The following is a 16896-nucleotide window of genomic DNA, read 5'->3' as shown; positions in this document are numbered from 1 at the left end:
GCCCGCCGCACCGGACGCGTGCCGCTCGTCCGGCTCGGACCTGCCCGGACGAGACCTCGCGGGCCCGGCCCTCCCCGCACGGTTAGGCTCGATCGGTGGCTGGCAGCCGGATCGGTGTGATGGGTGGGACGTTCGACCCCATCCACCACGGGCACCTGGTGGCGGCCAGCGAGGTCGCCGGGCTGTTCGGTCTCGACGAGGTCGTGTTCGTGCCCACCGGTCAGCCGTGGCAGAAGACCGAGCGCGAGGTCAGCCCCGCCGAGGACCGCTACCTCATGACCGTCATCGCCACCGCCTCCAACCCGCGGTTCTCCGTCAGCCGGGTCGACGTCGACCGCGAGGGCCCGACGTACACCATCGACACCCTGACCGAGCTGCACGCCCAGCGCCCCGACGCCGAGCTGTTCTTCATCACCGGCGCCGACGCCCTCGCCCAGATCCTCAGCTGGCGCGACAGCGACCGGTTCCTCGCGCTGGCGCACTTCGTCGGGGTCACCCGGCCCGGGTTCACGCTGGCCGACGGGCACCTGCCCGAGGGGTCGGTCAGCCTGGTCGAGATCCCCGCGCTGGCGATCAGCTCCACCGACTGCCGGGAGCGCGTGGCCCGGGGGATGCCGGTCTGGTACCTCGTCCCCGACGGCGTGGTGCAGTACATCGAGAAGCGGGGGCTCTACCGCGCGACGCCGGGCGCCCGCCGCACGGCCGGACCCCGCGCGGACCGGCCCACCCACGACCACCCGCCGGGGCCCGAGGCGACCGACGCCGGCCCCGCCGACCCACCGACCCCCCACCTCCAGGAGGTGCCCCGATGACCGCCTCCGCCGAGGCGCGGGAGACCGCGCTGCTCGCCGCCCAGGCCGCCGCCGACAAGCTCGCCACCAACGTCTCGATCGTCGACGTCAGCGACCGGCTGGCCATCACCGACGCGTTCGTGCTGGCCGCCGCCCCCAACGAGCGCCAGGTGCAGGCGATCGTCGACGAGGTCGAGGAGCGGCTGCGCGGGCACGGGGTCAAGCCCGTGCGGCGCGAGGGCGTCGCCGAGGCCCGCTGGGTGCTGCTGGACTTCGTCGACGTGGTCGTCCACGTCCAGCACGCCGAGGAGCGCGCGTACTACGCCCTCGAGCGGCTCTGGAAGGACTGCCCGACCATCCCGTTCGTCGACCGCGCCGCTCCGCCCGGTGCCGCACCCGCGGCTGCGGACGGCGGCACGCTGTCGGCCGACGACGTCGACCCCGCCAGTGCCGACCCCGTGCCGCTGCGCCCGGATCCCGACGGGACGGCCGGCGAGGCGTCCCGCGGGGTGTCCGGCGCGGCCGCGGGTGAGCCCGTCACCGAGGACGAGCTCGCCGACGACGACGTGCTGGAGCGCGACCCGCTGCAGGACGGTGCCGGCGGCCCGGAGGCGACCGGCCGGTGACGGCTGCGGCCCTGCCCGACCTGCCGGTGCCCCGCCTGGTCGTCTGGCGCCACGGGCGGACCGAGTGGAACGCCAGCGGGCGCTTCCAGGGCCAGCTCGACCCGCCCCTGGACGCGGAGGGGCACGCGCAGGCCGCCCGCACCGCGCCGCACCTGGTGGCCGGCGGACTCGACCCGGACACCACGGTCGTGGTCTCCAGCGACCTGGTCCGGGCCGCCGAGACCGCGGCGGCGCTCACCGCGCTGCTCGGGGTGCCGCTGCACCTGGACGAGCGGCTGCGCGAGCACCACCTGGGCGCCTGGGAGGGGCTGACCCGCGACGAGGTCGCCGCCCGCCATCCCGAGCAGTACGCGGCCTGGCTCGCCGGCCGGCCGGTCGAGGGCCGCGGCGGGGAGGACGCCCCGGCCGTCGCCGAACGGGCCCTCGCGGCGCTCTCGGACCTGCCGCCGGCCGAGGTCGCCGTCGTGGTCACCCACGGCGGGACCGGCGGCCGCCTGGTGGAGGCGCTGCTCGAGCTGGGCCCGCAGCACCGCCGGGTGTTCGGGCCGCTGGTCAACTGCGGGTGGAGCGAGCTGGTCCGGCAGGGGACCCGGTGGCGGCTGATGCGGCACAACTGCGCCGTCGCCGCCCTCCCCGCCGACCTCGCCGGCGCGGGCCAGGGCGTCGAGGGTCCGGTGCCGCGGTCGGTCCCGGCGCCGGTCGACGCGGGAGCCACCCCGGAGGAGGGGTCGCCGACGCCGACCGAGGACGCCGACGTCGCGCTCTGAGACCGGGTCCACAGGCCCCGCCGTCCACCGTGGCCGTCGGGCCGGCGGGCGCGGGCTAGCCTCCCCTGGTGTCCGTCGCCGTGGTCACCGACTCCACGGCCTACCTCCCCCCCGACGTGGTGGCGCGCTACGGCATCGAGGTCGTGCCCTGCTACGTCGTCCTCGCCGGACACTCCGGCCGGGAGGGGGAGGACGTCACCCCGGAGGACGTCGCCCGGGCGCTGAGCACCCGCGGCCAGAAGGTCTCGACCTCGCGCCCGACCCCCGGCGACTTCGTGGCCGCCTACCGCCGCCGGCTGGCCGAGGGCGCCGACCGGGTCGTCTCGATCCACCTCTCCGCGGAGCTGTCGGGCACCTGGGACGCCGCCCGCCTGGCCGCCGCCCAGGTCGGCGAGCACGTGGTCACCGTCGTCGACTCCCGCTCGACGGCCATGGGCACCGGCTTCGCCGTGCTGGCGGCCGCCCGTGCCGCGGCCGACGGCGCCGGTGCCGCCGAGGTCGCCGCGGTCGCGAACGACACCGCGGCCCGGACCCGCACCTTCTTCGTCGTCGACACCCTCGAGCACCTCCGCCGGGGCGGGCGGATCGGCTCGGCCGCCTCCCTGCTGGGCACCGCGCTCGCGGTCAAGCCGGTGCTGCACGTGGCAGACGGCCGGGTCGTGCCCCTCGAACGGGTCCGCACGTCGGCGCGGGCGCTGTCCCGGCTGGTCCAGCGCGCGGTCGAGGCCGCCGGCGGCCCCGGGGCCTCGGTGGCGGTGCACCACCTCGCGGCCGCCCAGCGCGCGGAGCGCCTGGCCAGCGAGCTGCAGAAGGCCGTCCCCGGCATCCGCGAGCTCTACGTCAGCGAGCTCGGCGCGGTCATCGGTGCGCACGTGGGCCCCGGCGCCGTGGGCGTCGTCGTCGCCCCCGCGCCGGCACGGCCGCCCGCCACGGCAGTCGAGCCGGGCGAGGACGCGCAGCCCGGCGAGGACGCGCAGCCGGGCGAGGACGCGCAGCCGCAGGCGGACTGACCGGAGGACGCAGGACACGCCACCCAGCCTGCGTCCCCCGCTGCCGGAACCGGCCGTGACCGTCCACAGGGCTCGCCGCCGTCCACAGCTCCTCGCGTGGCGGCTCCGGGTGGGACGGGGCTGCCTAGCGTCCGCCGGGTGCGCCTGACCTCCCGCCGCGACGACGACGCCGACGTCATCCGTGCCCGACTGCGGGTCCTGCTCGACGAGGGCCGCCGGTCCTCCGGCTGGTTGCCCACCGACGACGAGCCCGAGGAGGTGCCCAGGACGGGCGTCGCGTTCCTCCGCCGTCCGGTCGCCGGGATCCCGGAGCAGGACGACGACCCGCGCGACGACGACCACGACCACCACGAGCACGGCGACGACGACGAGCCACCCGGCGAGGACCCGCGCGACCGGTTGCCGCACGGCCTGGGCCGTCACCGCGCACCGGAGCGGACGGTGCGGGTCGACCCGGGGCGCCGGGGGAGCTGGGCACTGTGGGCGGCCGGCCTCGTCGCCGCGCTGGCCGTCGCCGGCTGGACCTGGCTCGACCGTCCGACCGTGCAGCCGGCTCCGCCACCTGCGGACGCCGCAACCGCGACCACGACCGACGGCGCAGCCCCGACGGACGGTGCGACTCCGGCGTCCCCGGCGGTGGGTGCGGCGTCCGGGGCCCGGGCCACCGTGGTCGTCTCGGTGGTCGGGCTGGTGGCCACCCCCGGCCTGGTGACCCTGCCCGAGGGCGCCCGCGTGGCCGACGCCGTGGCCGCGGCCGGGGGACTGCTCCCGGAGGCCGACCCCGCGTCGGTCAACCTCGCCGCGGTGGTCACCGACGGACAGCAGGTCGCCGTCGGGGTACCGGGTGCGGTGGCCGCACCGGCGTCCGGGACCAGCGGAGGAGGCGCCTCGGGCGGGCCGGTCGACCTCAACGCGGCGACCGTCGGCGACCTGGACGCCCTGCCCGGCATCGGCCCGGTGCTCGCCCAGCGCATCGTCGACCACCGCACGGAGCACGGCCGGTTCGCCAGCGTCGAGCAGCTCGACGACGTCCCCGGCATCGGGCCGGCCATCTACGCCGCGCTCGCCGACCTGGTGCGGGTGTGAGCGCTCCTCCGGAGGACCGGTGGACGTGGCTGGACCTGCGGCTGGTGCCGGTCGCCGCCACCGTCTGGCTGGTCACCCTGGCCGGCGGGGTGCTCCCGCCGGCGGCGCTGGCCGGTCTGGCGGGCGCGGCCGTGCTCGCCGCCGTCCTCGCCGCGGCAGCGCGAGGGCACCGGCACCGGGGCGCGGCGCTCGTGCTGCTGGCGGTGCTGGCCGCGCTCGCCACCACCGCGACCGTGACGGCCGTCCGGAGCGCCGCCCGGGCCGCCTCCCCGCTGGCCGAGGTCGCCGCCGGCCGCACCGTCGAGGTCGTCCTCGAGGTCGACGGCGACCCGCGGCGCCTCCGCGGGACAGGACCACCGCGCGTCGTGCTGGACGCCACCGTCACGGGCATCGACGACGGGACGCGCGCCGTCGACCTGACCGCCGGGGCGGTGGTCTTCGCGGCGGCCGAGGACTGGGACGCCGTCGTGCCCGGGCAGTCGGTCCGGACCCGGGCCGCCGTCTCCGCGGTCCCGGCGAGCGAGGAGGTCGTCGCCCGCCTGTCGGCGCGGGGTCCGCCGGAGCCGCTCGGGTCACCGCCGTGGGTCCACCGCGCGGCCGACGGTCTGCGCGACGGACTGGCCGGCTCGGCCGCGCGCGTCGTCGGCGGCCCGGCCGGCGGGCTCCTGCCCGGGCTGGTGGTGGGGGACACGAGGGCGATGGACCCGGTCCTCGAGGAGGACTTCCGCCGTGCCGGCCTGGGACACCTCACGGCCGTGTCGGGCGCCAACGTGGCGATCGTCCTCACCGGGGTGCTGGCGCCGCTGCGGCGCCGGGCGGTCGACCGCCGGGTGCAGGCCGTCGTCGCGGTGGCCGCGCTGGCCGGCTTCGTGGTGCTCGCCCGGCCCGAGCCGAGCGTCGTGCGGGCGGCGGCGATGGGCGCGGTGACGCTGCTGGCCCTGGCGTCGGGCCGCACGCGGGCGGCGGTGCCGGCGCTGTGCGCGTCGGTGGTCGTCCTGCTGCTGCTCGATCCCGGCCTCGCCCGGGACGCCGGCTTCGCCCTGTCGGTCGTCGCGACGGCTGCCATCGTGCTGCTCGCGCCCGGCTGGTCGGCTCGCCTGCAGGCGCGGCGCTGGCCCCGCACGCTCGCCGACGCGGTCGCCGTGGCCGCGGCCGCCGGCCTGGCCACCGCACCGCTGGTCGCCGGCCTGTCCGGTCTGGTCAGCCCGGTCTCGCTCCCGGCCAACCTGCTCGCCGCCCCGGCGGTGGCGCCGGCGACGGTGCTCGGGCTGCTCGGGACCCTCCTCGGTCCGCTCCTGCCGCCGGCCGGGGACGCCCTCGTGTGGCTGGCCGGCTGGCCGGTGCGCTGGCTGGTCGCGGTGGCCCGCTCGGCCGCCGCCCTGCCCGACGGCGCGACCGGCTGGCCCGCCGGCACCCGCGGCGCGCTGCTGCTCACCGCCCTCCTCCTGGCCGTCGGGCTGCTGCTGTGGCGCCACCGGCGGCTGCGGGTCCTCGCGCTGGCCGCCCTCGTCGGGCTGCTGGTGATCGGCTGGCCGCTGCGCCAGGTGGCCGACGGCTGGCCGCCGGCGCAGGCCGTCCTGGTCGCCTGCGACGTCGGCCAGGGCGACGCCCTGGTGGTGCCCACCGGACCGGGGGAGGCGGTGCTGGTCGACGCCGGACCCGAGGTCGGCCCGGTCGACCGCTGCCTCGACCGGCTGGGCGTCGACCGGCTGCCGCTGGTGCTGCTGTCGCACCTGGACGCCGACCACGCCGGCGGGCTGGCCGGCGCCCTCGACGGCAGGGAGGTGGGCGTGGTCGCGACCGGCGCCCTGTCACCGGCCGACGAGCGGGCGCCCCGGCTGGACGCGGCCGCCGACCGGGCCGGCGCCCGGCGCGAGGTGCTGCGGCCGGGGGACCGGCGGGTCGTCGGGACCGCACAGCTGGAGGTCCTCGCGCCACCGCCGGAGATCGCCACCGCGGCCGCGGCGGCCAACGACCTGTCGCTGGTCGTGCGGGTCATCCAGCGCGGTGTGCGGGTGCTGCTCACCGGGGACCTGAGCGCGGCGGCCGAGGCGCGGGTCCTCGCCCGCGGGGTCGACCTGCGCGCCGACGTCCTCAAGGTCCCGCACCACGGCAGCGCCGACGCCGACCCGGCCTTCCTCGAGGCCTCCGGAGCCCGGGTGGCGTTCGTCTCGGTCGGTGCGGACAACACCTACGGGCACCCCGCGCCGCGGTTGCTGTCCTGGCTGGCCCAGGCGGGCATGCGGGTGCACCGCACCGACCGGGAGGGCGACCTCGCCGTCGTGGGGTCGGCCGGGAACTGGGGCACCGCGGTCCGGGGCCGCCCGCGCGACGCCGCGGCCGGACCTCCGGCCGAGGGGAGTGGACCGCCCGCCGAGGGGACCCCGGGCGGCGTCGGCCGGGGCGCCGCCGCGCGCCGCCCGGGAGCGCGGCCGTCCCGTCACCCCGCCGTGACACCATCGGCCCGTGGCAGCGGCACCCCCGGCACCGACCTCCCGGCTGCGGGCCGTCGTCGGCGAGGAGGAGCTGCTGCGCTCCCGCGCGGTGGCCGCCGTGCGGACCGCGGTCCTCCAGCGCCACCCCGACGCCGAGCTGCACGAGCTGGCCGCCCTCGGGCTACCCGTCGGGCACCTCGCCGACGTCCTGGCGCCCTCGCTGTTCGGCGGGCACCGGCTCGTCGTCGTCACCGGCGTCCAGGAGGCGGCCGGCGCGCTGGTCGACGCGCTGACCAGCTACGTGAAGGACCCCGACCCGGAGCTGACCCTGGTCGTCGTCCACCACGGCGGGAAGCGCAACGAGGCCCTGATCAAGACCCTCACCGCCGCGGGTGCCGCCGTCGACGAGTGCGCCAAGATCTCCTCGCCCGGGGACCGGGCGGCCTTCGTCCGCAACGAGGTGCGCGGAGCCGGCGGGCGGATCACCCCGGAAGCGGTCACCGCCCTCGTCGACGCGGTGGGTGCCGACCTGCGGGCCCTGGCGTCAGCGGCCACCCAGCTGGTCGCGGACTTCGGCGGCGTCATCGACGACGAGGCCGTCGCCCGCTTCCACCGCGGCCAGGCCGAGGTCACCGGCTTCACCGTCGCCGAGCGGGTCCTGGTGGGCGACGGGAAGGGCTCACTGGAGATGCTGCGCTGGGCGCTGGACCGTGGGGTCGCGCACGTGCTCATCGCCGACGCCATCGCCGACGGCATCCGCACCGCCGCGCGGGTCACCTCGCTCGACACGAACAACACCGGGGACCTGGCCCGCGCGCTGAAGCTGCCGCCGTGGAAGGTGAAGAAGGCCCAGTCGCAGGCCCGCGGCTGGAGCATCGACGGGCTGCAGCAGGCGATCGGCGTCGCCGCCGAGCTCAACGCCGACGTGAAGGGCGTGGCGGCCAGCCCCGACTACGCGCTGGAGCGGGCGGTCCGGCGCATCGTCGCCATCCGTGCGGTCACCGGCCGCGCCGCCCGCACCCGCGCCGGTCGCTGAGCCGCCCCGCGCCGGTCGCTGAGCCGCCCCGCGCCGGTCGCCGAGCCGCCCCGCCCCGCCCCGCGCCGGTCGCCGGACCGGCCCGGAACGCAGCGAGCCCCGTCCCTCACGGGGACGGGGCTCGCCGGGAGCGCAGGGTGCAGCTCAGATGCTGGTCAGCTGCTTGGCCATGCCCGACTTGCGGTTCGCGGCCTGGTTCTTGTGGATGATGCCCTTGCTCGCGGCCTTGTCGAGCGCCTTGGTGGCGTGCGCCATGGCCGTCGTCGCGGCCGCGGTGTCCCCGGAGGCGGCGGCCTCGCGGAAGCGGCGGACGGCCGTCTTCAGGGCGGACTTGACGGCGACGTTGCGCTGGCGCGCCTTCTCGTTCGTCTTGTTCCGCTTGATCTGGGACTTGATGTTCGCCACGCGTGAGCCTCGGTGTCTCGCAGGAGGGAAATGGTCTGTCGGTGCGTCCGGACGGCGTGCGTCAGCGGACCGGCCTGCCAGGCTACCAGCGCGCGCTGCGGCACCCCAACCGGGCGGTCGGCCGGCCGGGAACGCGCGGGGGAGCCGGACCCGGCCCTCGGCACGGTCCTCCGCAGCCGCGTCCCGCCGTGGGACCATGGCGGCACTGTGACGACTCCCGCTGCCACCGATCCCGCCCGGATCCGGAACTTCTGCATCATCGCCCACATCGACCACGGCAAGTCGACGCTGGCCGACCGGATGCTCGAGGTCACCGGGATCATCGAGGCACGGCAGATGCGCGCGCAGTACCTCGACCGCATGGACATCGAGCGCGAGCGCGGCATCACGATCAAGGCGCAGAACGTCCGCCTGCCCTGGACCCCGCGGACGGGCGAGGCGGCCGGCGACGAGTACGTGCTCGACATGATCGACACCCCGGGCCACGTCGACTTCACCTACGAGGTGTCCCGGTCGCTGGCGGCCTGCGAGGGCGCGGTCCTCCTGGTCGACGCCGCGCAGGGCATCGAGGCGCAGACGCTGGCCAACCTCTACCTGGCCCTGGAGAACGACCTCACGATCATCCCGGTCCTCAACAAGATCGACCTGCCGGCCGCCCAGCCGGAGCGGTACGCCGCCGAGATCGCGCACATCATCGGCTGCGACCCCGCCGACGTCCTGCGGGTCAGCGGCAAGACCGGCGAGGGCGTGCCCGAGCTGCTCGACCAGATCGTGGCGCAGGTCCCCGCCCCGGTGGGCGAGGCCGAGGCCCCCGCCCGGGCGATGATCTTCGACTCGGTCTACGACATCTACCGCGGCGTCATCACCTACGTCCGCGTCGTCGACGGGCGGATCTCCAGCCGCGAGCGCATCAAGATGATGTCGACCGGCGCCGTCCACGAGCTGCTCGAGATCGGCGTCATCTCCCCGGAGCCCAAGCCGGTCGCGGGCCTCGGCGTCGGCGAGGTCGGCTACTTCATCACCGGCGTGAAGGACGTCCGCCAGTCCCGCGTCGGGGACACGGTCACGCTGCAGCACAAGCCGGCCGCCGAGCCGATCGGCGGGTACAGCGACCCCAAGCCGATGGTCTACTCCGGCCTCTACCCGATCGACGGCAGCGAGTACCCGCTGCTGCGCGAGGCCCTGGACAAGCTGCTGCTCAACGACGCGGCGCTGACCTACGAGCCGGAGACCTCCGCGGCACTGGGCTTCGGCTTCCGCGTCGGCTTCCTCGGCCTGCTGCACCTGGAGATCGTCCGCGAGCGGCTGGAGCGCGAGGCCGGCATCAGCCTGATCTCCACCGCGCCGAACGTCGTCTACCGGGTGGTCATGGAGGACGGCTCCGAGATCACGGTGACCAACCCGAGCGACTGGCCGATGGGCAAGATCGACAAGGTCTTCGAGCCGGTCGTCAACGCCACGGTCATCGCCCCCACCGAGTACACCGGCGCGATCATGGAGCTGTGCCAGAGCCGGCGCGGCCAGCTCGCCGGCATGGACTACCTGAGCGAGTCCCGCGTCGAGCTGCGCTACACGCTGCCGCTCGGCGAGATCATCTTCGACTTCTTCGACGCGCTGAAGTCGCGCACCCGCGGCTACGCCAGCCTCGACTACTCCGAGGCCGGCGAGCAGGAGTCCGCGCTGGTCAAGGTGGACATCCTGCTGCAGGGCGAGGCCGTCGACGCGTTCAGCGCGATCGTGCACAAGGACAAGGCCTACAGCTACGGCGTGATGATGGCCGGCAAGCTGCGCGAGCTCATCCCGCGCCAGCAGTTCGAGGTGCCCATCCAGGCCGCCGTCGGCTCCCGGGTCATCGCCCGCGAGACCGTCCGCGCCATCCGCAAGGACGTGCTGGCCAAGTGCTACGGCGGTGACATCACCCGCAAGCGCAAGCTGCTGGAGAAGCAGAAGGAGGGCAAGAAGCGGATGAAGATGGTCGGCCGCGTCGAGGTCCCCCAGGAGGCGTTCGTCGCCGCGCTGTCCACCAACGAGTCGACCGCCAGCAAGAAGTGACCGGCCGGCTCCTCGCGGTCTGCGTCTCCGGTCCCGACCTCCTGCCCCTGCCCGACCGCCGTCCGGACCGCAGCGGCATCGACAAGAAGCCGGTCCCCGGCCGGGTCGCCGTCGGCGAGCTGGGCCTGGACGGCGACGTGCAGGTCAACCGCAAGTACCACGGCGGCGAGGGCCAGGCGGTCTACGCCTACGCCCAGGAGGACGCCGACTGGTGGGCCGCCGAGCTCGACCGCGAGCTGCCGCCCGGCCGGTTCGGCGAGAACCTCCGGACGACGGGGCTCGACCTCACCGGCGCCGTCCTCGGCGAGCGGTGGCGGGTCGGGACGGCACTGTTCGAGGTGACCGCCTGCCGTATCCCGTGCCGCAACTTCGAGCGCTTCTGGAGCGTGCCGCAGCTGGTCAAGCGGTTCACCGCGCACGGCGCTACCGGGGCCTACCTGCGCGTGCTCGAGACCGGCGACGTCGGCGCCGGCGACCGCGTCGAGGTGGTCGAGCGTCCCGGCCACGGCGTCACCACCGGCCGGCTGTTCCGGGCCACCACGACCCAGCGGTACCGGATCGCCGAGATCGCCCCTGCCCTGGCGCACCTCCCGGTCAAGGACCAGCCGAAGATCGCCGAGCGCATCGCCCGCGCGACGGAACGGGGAGCGGCGCGCACCCGTCCGGGGGTCGCCACCCCGGCGTGACCCACCGGGCGCGCTACCGTCGCGCCGCGCCGGGTACACCGGTGCGAGCGGGAGGGGAGTCGATGCTGCTGCGCCGCGCCGCCGGGTTCGTCACCGGGGTGCTGATCGCCGTGCCGCTGGTGGCCGGCTGCGGTGGAGGCGAGCCGGAGGAGACCGCCGACCAGCTGCTGTCGCGGGCCAGGACGACGCTCGACGAGGCCAGCAGCCTGCACTTCGTGCTCACCAGCGAGGGCGCGCCCACCACCGGCACCGCGCTGGTCGGCGGCGAGGGCGACGTCGCCCGGCCCGCGTCGTTCCAGGGCACCCTGCAGGTGCTCGCCGCGGGCTCCGCGCTCGACCTGGCCGTCGTCTCGGTCGACGGCACCGTCCACGCCCAGCTGCCGTTCACCACCGGCTACAGCATCGTCGACCCCGCCCAGTTCGGCTTCGGCGACCCCGGCGCCCTGCTCGACCCGGAGACCGGCATCTCCCGGCTGCTCGCCGACGCCGGCTCCGCCGAGCTGGGGGAGGAGCGCCGGGTCGACGGCGAGGTGGTGCGCGAGGTGACCGCCGAGCTGCCCGGCGAGCTGGTCGAGCAGGTGCTCACCAGCGAGGACCCGAGCCAGCCGGTGCAGGCCCGCTTCTCCGTGGCCACCGACAGCGGCGAGCTGCGCCGCGCCGAGCTGACCGGCCCCTTCCACACCGCGGGCCAGGACGCCACCTTCACCATCGAGCTCAGCGACTTCGGCGCCGATGTCGAGATCACCGCACCCCCTGCCGGCTGAGCCGGCCGCCGCCGAGGCCCCCGCCCCGCGCGCGGTCCCCGGGCTGCCGCTGGTCGTGCTCGCCACGCTGGCCGTCCTGGTCACCGCGGCCGACACCTACGTCGTCGTCCTCGCGCTGCCCGACATCCTCACCGGGGTCGGCGTCGGCATCGACGAGCTGCAGCGGGCGGCGCCGATCATCGGCGGCTTCCTGCTCGGCTACACCGCCACGCTGCCGCTGCTCGGCCGGCTGGCCGACCTGCGTGGCCGGGTGCCGGTGCTGGCCGGGTGCCTGCTGCTGTTCGCCGTCGGCTCCCTGCTGACCGCGACGGCGACCGGCCTCGGCCTCGCCGTCGCCGGCCGCGGCCTGCAGGGCGTGGGCGCCGGTGGGCTGGTGCCGGCCACGCTGGCGCTGGTCGCCGACCGGTGGCCGCCGGAGCGCCGCGCGGTGCCGCTCGGCGTCGTCGGCGCGGTGCAGGAGGCCGGCGCGGTGCTCGGCCCGCTCGCCGGGGCGGCGGTGCTCGCCGTCGCCGACTGGCGCGCGGTCTTCTGGCTCAACCTGCTGCTCGGCCTGGGCCTGGCCGCCGGTGTCGTGCTCACCGGCCGCGACCGGCGGCCCGACCCGATCGGCCTGGCGCTGCTGCCGGTCACCGGCGCCGCCGCCGGGCTGCAGCTGGCCGAGCCCCCGGTGCTGGCCGAGGACGTCACGCTCGGCCTGGCGTGGGTGCCGCTGGCCGACGGCGTCGCGGCGTCGACGCCGCTGGTGCTCGTCGCCGTCGTCGCGGGTCTCGCCCTGGTCGCGCGCGGCGTGAGCCACCCCGACGGTGCGGTGCTGCCGCTGCGCGGGCTGCCTCGGCTGGTCCGGGAGGTCGACGTGCCGGGCTCGCTGCTGGCCGTCGTCGCGCTCGGCGCCCTGGTCTGGGCGTTCGCCGCGGCCGACCCGGCCACCGAGGTCGTCGCACACGGTCCGGTGCTGCTCCCGGTGGCCGCGCTGGCCGCCGTCGGCTTCTGGCTGCACGAGCGGCGCACGCCCGACCCGGTGCTGCCGCTGCGCGCGCTGCGCCCGGTCGGCGCGTGGGGCGCGCTGCTGGTCAACCTGCTGGTCGGGGCGGCGCTGGTGGCCGCGCTGGTCGACGTCCCGCTGTTCGCCCGTGCGACGACGACGCCGGGCGACCAGCTCGGCGCGGCGCTGGTGCTGCTGCGACTGCTCGTGGCGGTGCCGGTGGGCGCGGTGGCCGGCGGCTGGCTGTGCCGGGTCGTGCCACCGCGGTGGGTCGCGGCCGGGGGGATGACGCTGGCCGCCCTCGCGCTCTGGGCGATGACCGGCTGGGGCGAGCGGTCGCTCGACGGCGCGTGGTCGACCGTCGTGCTGCTCGCCGCGGGGCTGGGCTTCGGCCTGGCGATCGCGCCGGTCAACGCGGTGCTGCTGGCGATCACCAGTCCCGCGGTGCACGGCAGCGCCAGCGCCCTGGCCGTCGTCGCCCGCACCGTCGGCATGCTGGTCGGGCTCTCGCTGCTGACCGCCGTCGCGCTGCGGCGGTTCACCGCGGAGGTCGCGGCGATCGGGTCACCGCTGACCCTGTGCCCGGCGTCGCCGGCCGACTGCCCGGCCCACTCGGCGGCCCTGGACCAGGCTCTGCTGACGCAGCTGCACACCGTCTTCGCCGGCGCCGCGGTCGCGGCGGGGTCGGCCGCCGTGGCCGCGGTCCTGCTGCTGCGCGAGGGCCGGGGGCGGACGACGGCCGGTCCCCGCCCGCCCGCCGACGGCTGAACGGGCCCGGGCGGACCGGCGACGACGGTCGCCCGGTCCGGGCGCCGCCGTCCGCCCACGAGGTCGTCGTCAGGGCGCGAGTGCGGCCGTGAGGTCCCGGCGCAGCTCGACGAGGTCGACGCCGCGGTCGTGCAGGGCCTTCATCGCCAACCCCTGGCCCTCGCGCAGCAGCCCGAGCGCGATGTGCCCGTCGCGGATGGTCCTCGACCTCATCGCCAGGGCCTCCCGCAACGACAGCTCGAGGACCTTCCTGGCGCGCGGGCTGAACGGGACGTGAGCCGGGCCCGCGGCCCGGCGGCCCGGCTCGCCGTCCAGGGCACCGGGCCCGAAGGTCGCCTCGACCCGGTCCCGGACGGCGTCCAGGTCGATGCCGAGCGTGGTGAGCGCGTCGGCGTCCAGGTCGTCGGCAGGGCTGCGGTACCCCCGGAGCGTCTCCGCGACGGAGTCGTGCGTCAGTCCGTACCGGGACAGGACGGCGGTGCTCGGTGTGTCCTGGGCCAGCAGGGCGAGGAGCAGGTGCTCGGTGCCGACGCGCTCGTCGCGCAGCTGCCGTGCCTCGACCTGGGCGCCGATGACCGTCTCGCGCGCCTCCTCGGTGAAGCGTTCGAACACGGCTCAGTCCTTCCGCCGGAGCGGCCCGCGACCGCTCGCGTACTTCTTGTGCACCGCCTGCCGGGTCACGCCCAGGAGCTGGGCGATCTGCTCCCACGTCCAGCCCTGGTCGCGCGCGTTGCTCACCTGGAGCGCCTCCAGCCGCTCGACGAGGACCCGGAGGGAACGCACGGCCTCCAGGCCGACCGCGGGATCCCGGCTGCCGGCGGCCGTCGCCGTCTGCGCTGTGTCCGCCATGCCTGTCAACCTAAGTTGCTCTGCAGTCGATGTCAACCGGAATTGACACGCGGGCGGGCGCCCCGCCGGGTGGGCGCACCCTCAGCCCTGGCCGTACACCTCGTAGTGGCTCACGGTGACCTCCCGGTCGACCAGGTACCGGTCGTCCTCGGGGTAGAAGACCGCGCGGGAGACGTCCTCGCCGGCGAACCCGGAGACCGCGTCGCGCGACGCCCAGAAGCTGAGCGTCACGACCTCGGTGCGGCCGTCGCCGAGATCGCGGGTCAGCATGTGCGCGCCCTGGTTGCCGGGCGTCCGCCGGTACTCCGCCATGCCGGTGGCCTCGATGTACTCGACGTAGGCGTCGCGGTCCTCGGTGCGGACCCAGCCGCGCCACATCCGTGCGATCACGGCGCTCACCTCCGGGGGGTCAGAGGGTGAAGACGATCTTCCCGGCGGTGCGGCCCTCGAGCATCCGCGCGAAGCCCTCGCTGGCCTGCTCCAGCGGCAGCTCGACGTCGATGACCGGGCGGACGCCAGTGGCCGCGCACATCCGCATCAGCGCCTCGAGCTCGTCGCGGGTGCCCATCGTCGAGCCGATGACCGACAGCTGGGTGAAGAAGACCCGGTTCAGCTCGGCGCCGGGGTTGAAGCCGGTGGTCGCGCCGGAGGTGACGATGACGCCGCCAGGCCTGAGCGACTTGACGCTGTGGCTCCAGGTCGCCTCGCCGACGGTCTCCATGACGCCGTCCACCCGCTCGGGCAGCCGGGCGCCGGTCTCGAACGCCTGCTCGGCGCCGAGGTCGAGCGCCCCCTGGCGCTTCTCCTCGCTGCGGCCGGTCACCCACACCCGGAACCCCGCCGCCCTGCCGAGCACGATCAGCGCGGTGGCGACGCCGCCGCTGGCGCCCTGCACCAGCACGGTGTGCCCGGGCCGCAGCCCGGACTTCACGAAGAGCATCCGGTAGGCGGTCAGCCAGGCGGTCGGCAGGCACGCGGCCTCGGCGAGGGACAGCTCGGCCGGCTTGGGCAGCACGTTGCGCCGGGGGACGGCGACGCGCTCGGCCATCGTGCCCTGGTGCAGCTCGGAGAAGAGCGTCCGCTTGGGGTCGAGCGTCTCGTCGCCGGTCCACTCGGGGGTCGCGACGACGCCGTGGACGACGACCTCGTTGCCGTGCTCGTCGAGCCCGGCCGCGTCGGTGCCCAGGATCATCGGCATGCGCTCCTGCGGCAGGCCGATGCCGCGCAGGCTGAACAGGTCGTGGTGGTTGAGCGAGACGGCCTTGACCTGCACCGTCGTCCAGCCGTCGGGCACCTCCGGCTCGGGACGGTCGCCGACCTCCAGGACGGAGAGCGGGTCGTCGGGCGAGGGCGAGGACACGAAGACGGCGCGCATGCGCCGGACGTTAGGACACCGCCGTCCGCTGGGCGACAGCGCGCCCGCCGGACCGCTGGCGGACGACGACGACGGCGTCCTGGCGCGGCACGAACTCGCCGATCACGGGAGCGCCGGGGACCTCCCCGGCCAGCAGCAGCCCGCCGGAGGTCTGCGCGTCGGCCAGCAGCAGCGCCTCGTCCTCGGAGACGGCCGACAGGTCGGTGTGCGGGCGCACCCAGTCGAGGTTGCGCCGCGTGCCCCCGGAGACGAAGCCGTCGGCCAGCGCCTGCCACGCCCCGGTCAGGTAGGGGACGGCGGCGGCGTCGACCACCGCGGTGACCCCGCTGGCCCGCGCCATCTTGTAGAGGTGGCCGAGCAGGCCGAAGCCGGTGACGTCGGTGCCGGCGCGGATGCCCGCGGCGACCGCGGCCCGGCCGGCGTCCCGGTTGAGCGCGGTCATCGAGGCCACCGCCTCCTCGCTGACCTCGCCGGTCGCCTTCATGCGGCTGTTGAGGACGCCGACGCCCAGCGGCTTGGTCAGCGACAGCGGTGTCCCGGCGGCGGCGGCGTCGTTGCGGATGAGCCGGTCCACGTCGACCACCCCGGTCACCGCCATCCCGTACTTGGGCTCGGGGTCGTCGATGGAGTGGCCGCCGCCGACGTGGCAGCCGGCCGCCTGGGCGACCTCCAGCCCGCCGCGCAGCACCTCGGCGGCGAGCTCGGCGGGCAGCACGTCGCGGGGCCAGCCGAGCAGGTTGACCGCGACCACCGGGGTGCCGCCCATGGCGTAGACGTCGGAGAGCGCGTTGGCCGCGGCGATCCGGCCGAAGGTGTGCGCGTCGTCAACGACCGGGGTGAAGAAGTCGGTGGTCAGCACCAGCCCCTGCCCGCCGGGGAGGCGGACGACGGCCGCGTCGTCGCCGTCGTCGAGCCCGACGACCAGCTCGGCGGCCGGGTCGGCCGGGCCGGTGCCGGTGAGCCCGGCGACGACGGCCTCGAGCTCGCCGGGCGGGATCTTGCAGGCGCAGCCGCCGCCGTGCGCGTACTGGGTGAGCCGGATCCGTGCGGGCGCGCTCGTCACGGGCCCACCGTAGGCTGGCCGGCGGAGGCGTCAGGGTGCCTGGTGGCCCCCGCGGCCTCTAAAGCCGACGTGGCCGAGCAGCTCGGTCAGGCGGGTTCGATTCCCGTCCGCCTCCGCCAGCCCCCCGACGGGGGGGCGGGGGCCCCCGCCCCGCGCGCCGGCGGCCCCCCCCCCCCCCCCCGCGCGGGGGGGGGGGCCCCG

The 16896-nt window shown here is 76.4% G+C and carries 16 protein-coding genes, 1 tRNA gene and 1 pseudogene; 12 read left to right on the top strand and 6 right to left on the bottom strand.

Annotated features, from left to right (window positions below; genetic code table 11):
* The first annotated feature begins 95 nt into the window (after positions 1-95).
* The 7 genes and pseudogenes from nadD (at position 96) to holA (ending at position 7751) form a co-directional block, all read left to right on the top strand.
* Positions 96-812 (top strand): nicotinate-nucleotide adenylyltransferase, encoded by a 717-nt coding sequence (nadD, locus tag ABQ292_RS22520; RefSeq protein ID WP_369209946.1) that lies wholly within the window; start codon positions 96-98, stop codon positions 810-812.
* Complete coding sequence (gene rsfS / locus ABQ292_RS22515) at positions 809-1417, top strand: ribosome silencing factor (RefSeq protein ID WP_369209945.1); 609 nt, start codon at positions 809-811, stop codon at positions 1415-1417. The genes nadD and rsfS overlap by 4 nt, the downstream gene beginning before the upstream one ends.
* Positions 1414-2184 (top strand): histidine phosphatase family protein, encoded by a 771-nt coding sequence (locus ABQ292_RS22510; RefSeq protein ID WP_369209944.1) that lies wholly within the window; start codon positions 1414-1416, stop codon positions 2182-2184. The genes rsfS and ABQ292_RS22510 overlap by 4 nt, the downstream gene beginning before the upstream one ends.
* Before the next feature lie 68 nt (positions 2185-2252).
* A complete protein-coding gene (locus ABQ292_RS22505) occupies positions 2253-3194 on the top strand; it encodes a DegV family protein (RefSeq protein WP_369209943.1) in 942 nt (313 codons plus the stop codon).
* 138 nt (positions 3195-3332) lie between these two features.
* Positions 3333-4280 carry a ComEA family DNA-binding protein gene (locus ABQ292_RS22500; protein WP_369209942.1) on the top strand — a complete coding sequence of 316 codons (948 nt, stop codon included), beginning with the start codon at positions 3333-3335 and terminating at the stop codon, positions 4278-4280.
* A pseudogene (locus ABQ292_RS22495) lies at positions 4277-6391 on the top strand (ComEC/Rec2 family competence protein); the annotation flags it as partial. The gene ABQ292_RS22500 and the pseudogene ABQ292_RS22495, both read left to right, overlap by 4 nt.
* A 355-nt stretch (positions 6392-6746) precedes the next feature.
* Positions 6747-7751: a DNA polymerase III subunit delta gene (gene holA, locus ABQ292_RS22490; RefSeq protein ID WP_369209941.1), complete on the top strand. Its 1005-nt coding sequence runs from the start codon at positions 6747-6749 to the stop codon at positions 7749-7751.
* 144 nt (positions 7752-7895) lie between these two features.
* Here the strand turns inward: holA and rpsT are convergent, their stop codons facing one another.
* On the bottom strand, positions 7896-8156 hold the full coding sequence (rpsT, locus tag ABQ292_RS22485) for a 30S ribosomal protein S20 (protein ID WP_369209940.1): 261 nt from the start codon (positions 8154-8156) through the stop codon (positions 7896-7898).
* A 207-nt stretch (positions 8157-8363) separates the two neighbouring features.
* Here rpsT and lepA point away from each other — a divergent pair, with 207 nt between their 5' ends.
* The 4 genes from lepA (at position 8364) to ABQ292_RS22465 (ending at position 13408) form a co-directional block, all read left to right on the top strand.
* A complete protein-coding gene (gene lepA, locus ABQ292_RS22480; RefSeq protein WP_369209939.1) occupies positions 8364-10208 on the top strand; it encodes a translation elongation factor 4 in 1845 nt (614 codons plus the stop codon).
* Complete coding sequence (locus ABQ292_RS22475; RefSeq protein ID WP_369209938.1) at positions 10205-10894, top strand: MOSC domain-containing protein; 690 nt, start codon at positions 10205-10207, stop codon at positions 10892-10894. The genes lepA and ABQ292_RS22475 overlap by 4 nt, the downstream gene beginning before the upstream one ends.
* 62 nt (positions 10895-10956) lie before the next feature.
* The gene (locus tag ABQ292_RS22470; protein ID WP_369209937.1) at positions 10957-11658 is read left to right on the top strand and encodes an LppX_LprAFG lipoprotein; all 702 of its coding nucleotides are present in this window, start codon (positions 10957-10959) and stop codon (positions 11656-11658) included.
* Positions 11627-13408, top strand: a complete 1782-nt coding sequence (locus ABQ292_RS22465) for an MFS transporter (protein WP_369209936.1) — start codon at positions 11627-11629, stop codon at positions 13406-13408. The genes ABQ292_RS22470 and ABQ292_RS22465 overlap by 32 nt, the downstream gene beginning before the upstream one ends.
* 69 nt (positions 13409-13477) lie before the next feature.
* Here ABQ292_RS22465 and ABQ292_RS22460 read toward each other — a convergent pair whose 3' ends face one another.
* The 5 genes from ABQ292_RS22460 to selD all read right to left on the bottom strand — a co-directional run bounded on the left by ABQ292_RS22460 (position 13478) and on the right by selD (position 16695).
* On the bottom strand, positions 13478-14020 hold the full coding sequence (locus tag ABQ292_RS22460) for a Clp protease N-terminal domain-containing protein (protein WP_369209935.1): 543 nt from the start codon (positions 14018-14020) through the stop codon (positions 13478-13480).
* 3 nt (positions 14021-14023) lie between these two features.
* Entirely contained in the window at positions 14024-14257 is a 234-nt protein-coding gene (locus ABQ292_RS22455) for a helix-turn-helix domain-containing protein (RefSeq protein ID WP_369209934.1), read from the bottom strand.
* 81 nt (positions 14258-14338) lie between these two features.
* Positions 14339-14647: a hypothetical protein gene (locus ABQ292_RS22450; RefSeq protein ID WP_369209933.1), complete on the bottom strand. Its 309-nt coding sequence runs from the start codon at positions 14645-14647 to the stop codon at positions 14339-14341.
* Between the two features lie 19 nt (positions 14648-14666).
* On the bottom strand, positions 14667-15632 hold the full coding sequence (locus ABQ292_RS22445) for a zinc-binding dehydrogenase (protein ID WP_369209932.1): 966 nt from the start codon (positions 15630-15632) through the stop codon (positions 14667-14669).
* 10 nt (positions 15633-15642) lie between these two features.
* Entirely contained in the window at positions 15643-16695 is a 1053-nt protein-coding gene (gene selD / locus ABQ292_RS22440; RefSeq protein ID WP_369209931.1) for a selenide, water dikinase SelD, read from the bottom strand.
* A 23-nt stretch (positions 16696-16718) separates the two neighbouring features.
* On the opposite strand from selD, the gene ABQ292_RS22435 reads away from it, so the two are divergent.
* Positions 16719-16814: transfer RNA gene (locus ABQ292_RS22435), tRNA-OTHER, on the top strand.
* The last annotated feature ends 82 nt before the right edge of the window (positions 16815-16896 follow it).

Source organism: Geodermatophilus maliterrae (assembly GCF_041018925.1).
In the GTDB taxonomy this organism is placed as follows: domain Bacteria; phylum Actinomycetota; class Actinomycetes; order Mycobacteriales; family Geodermatophilaceae; genus Geodermatophilus; species Geodermatophilus maliterrae.
Note: the sequence above shows the minus strand (reverse complement) of the source record. Positions and strands in the feature narration are given on the sequence as shown.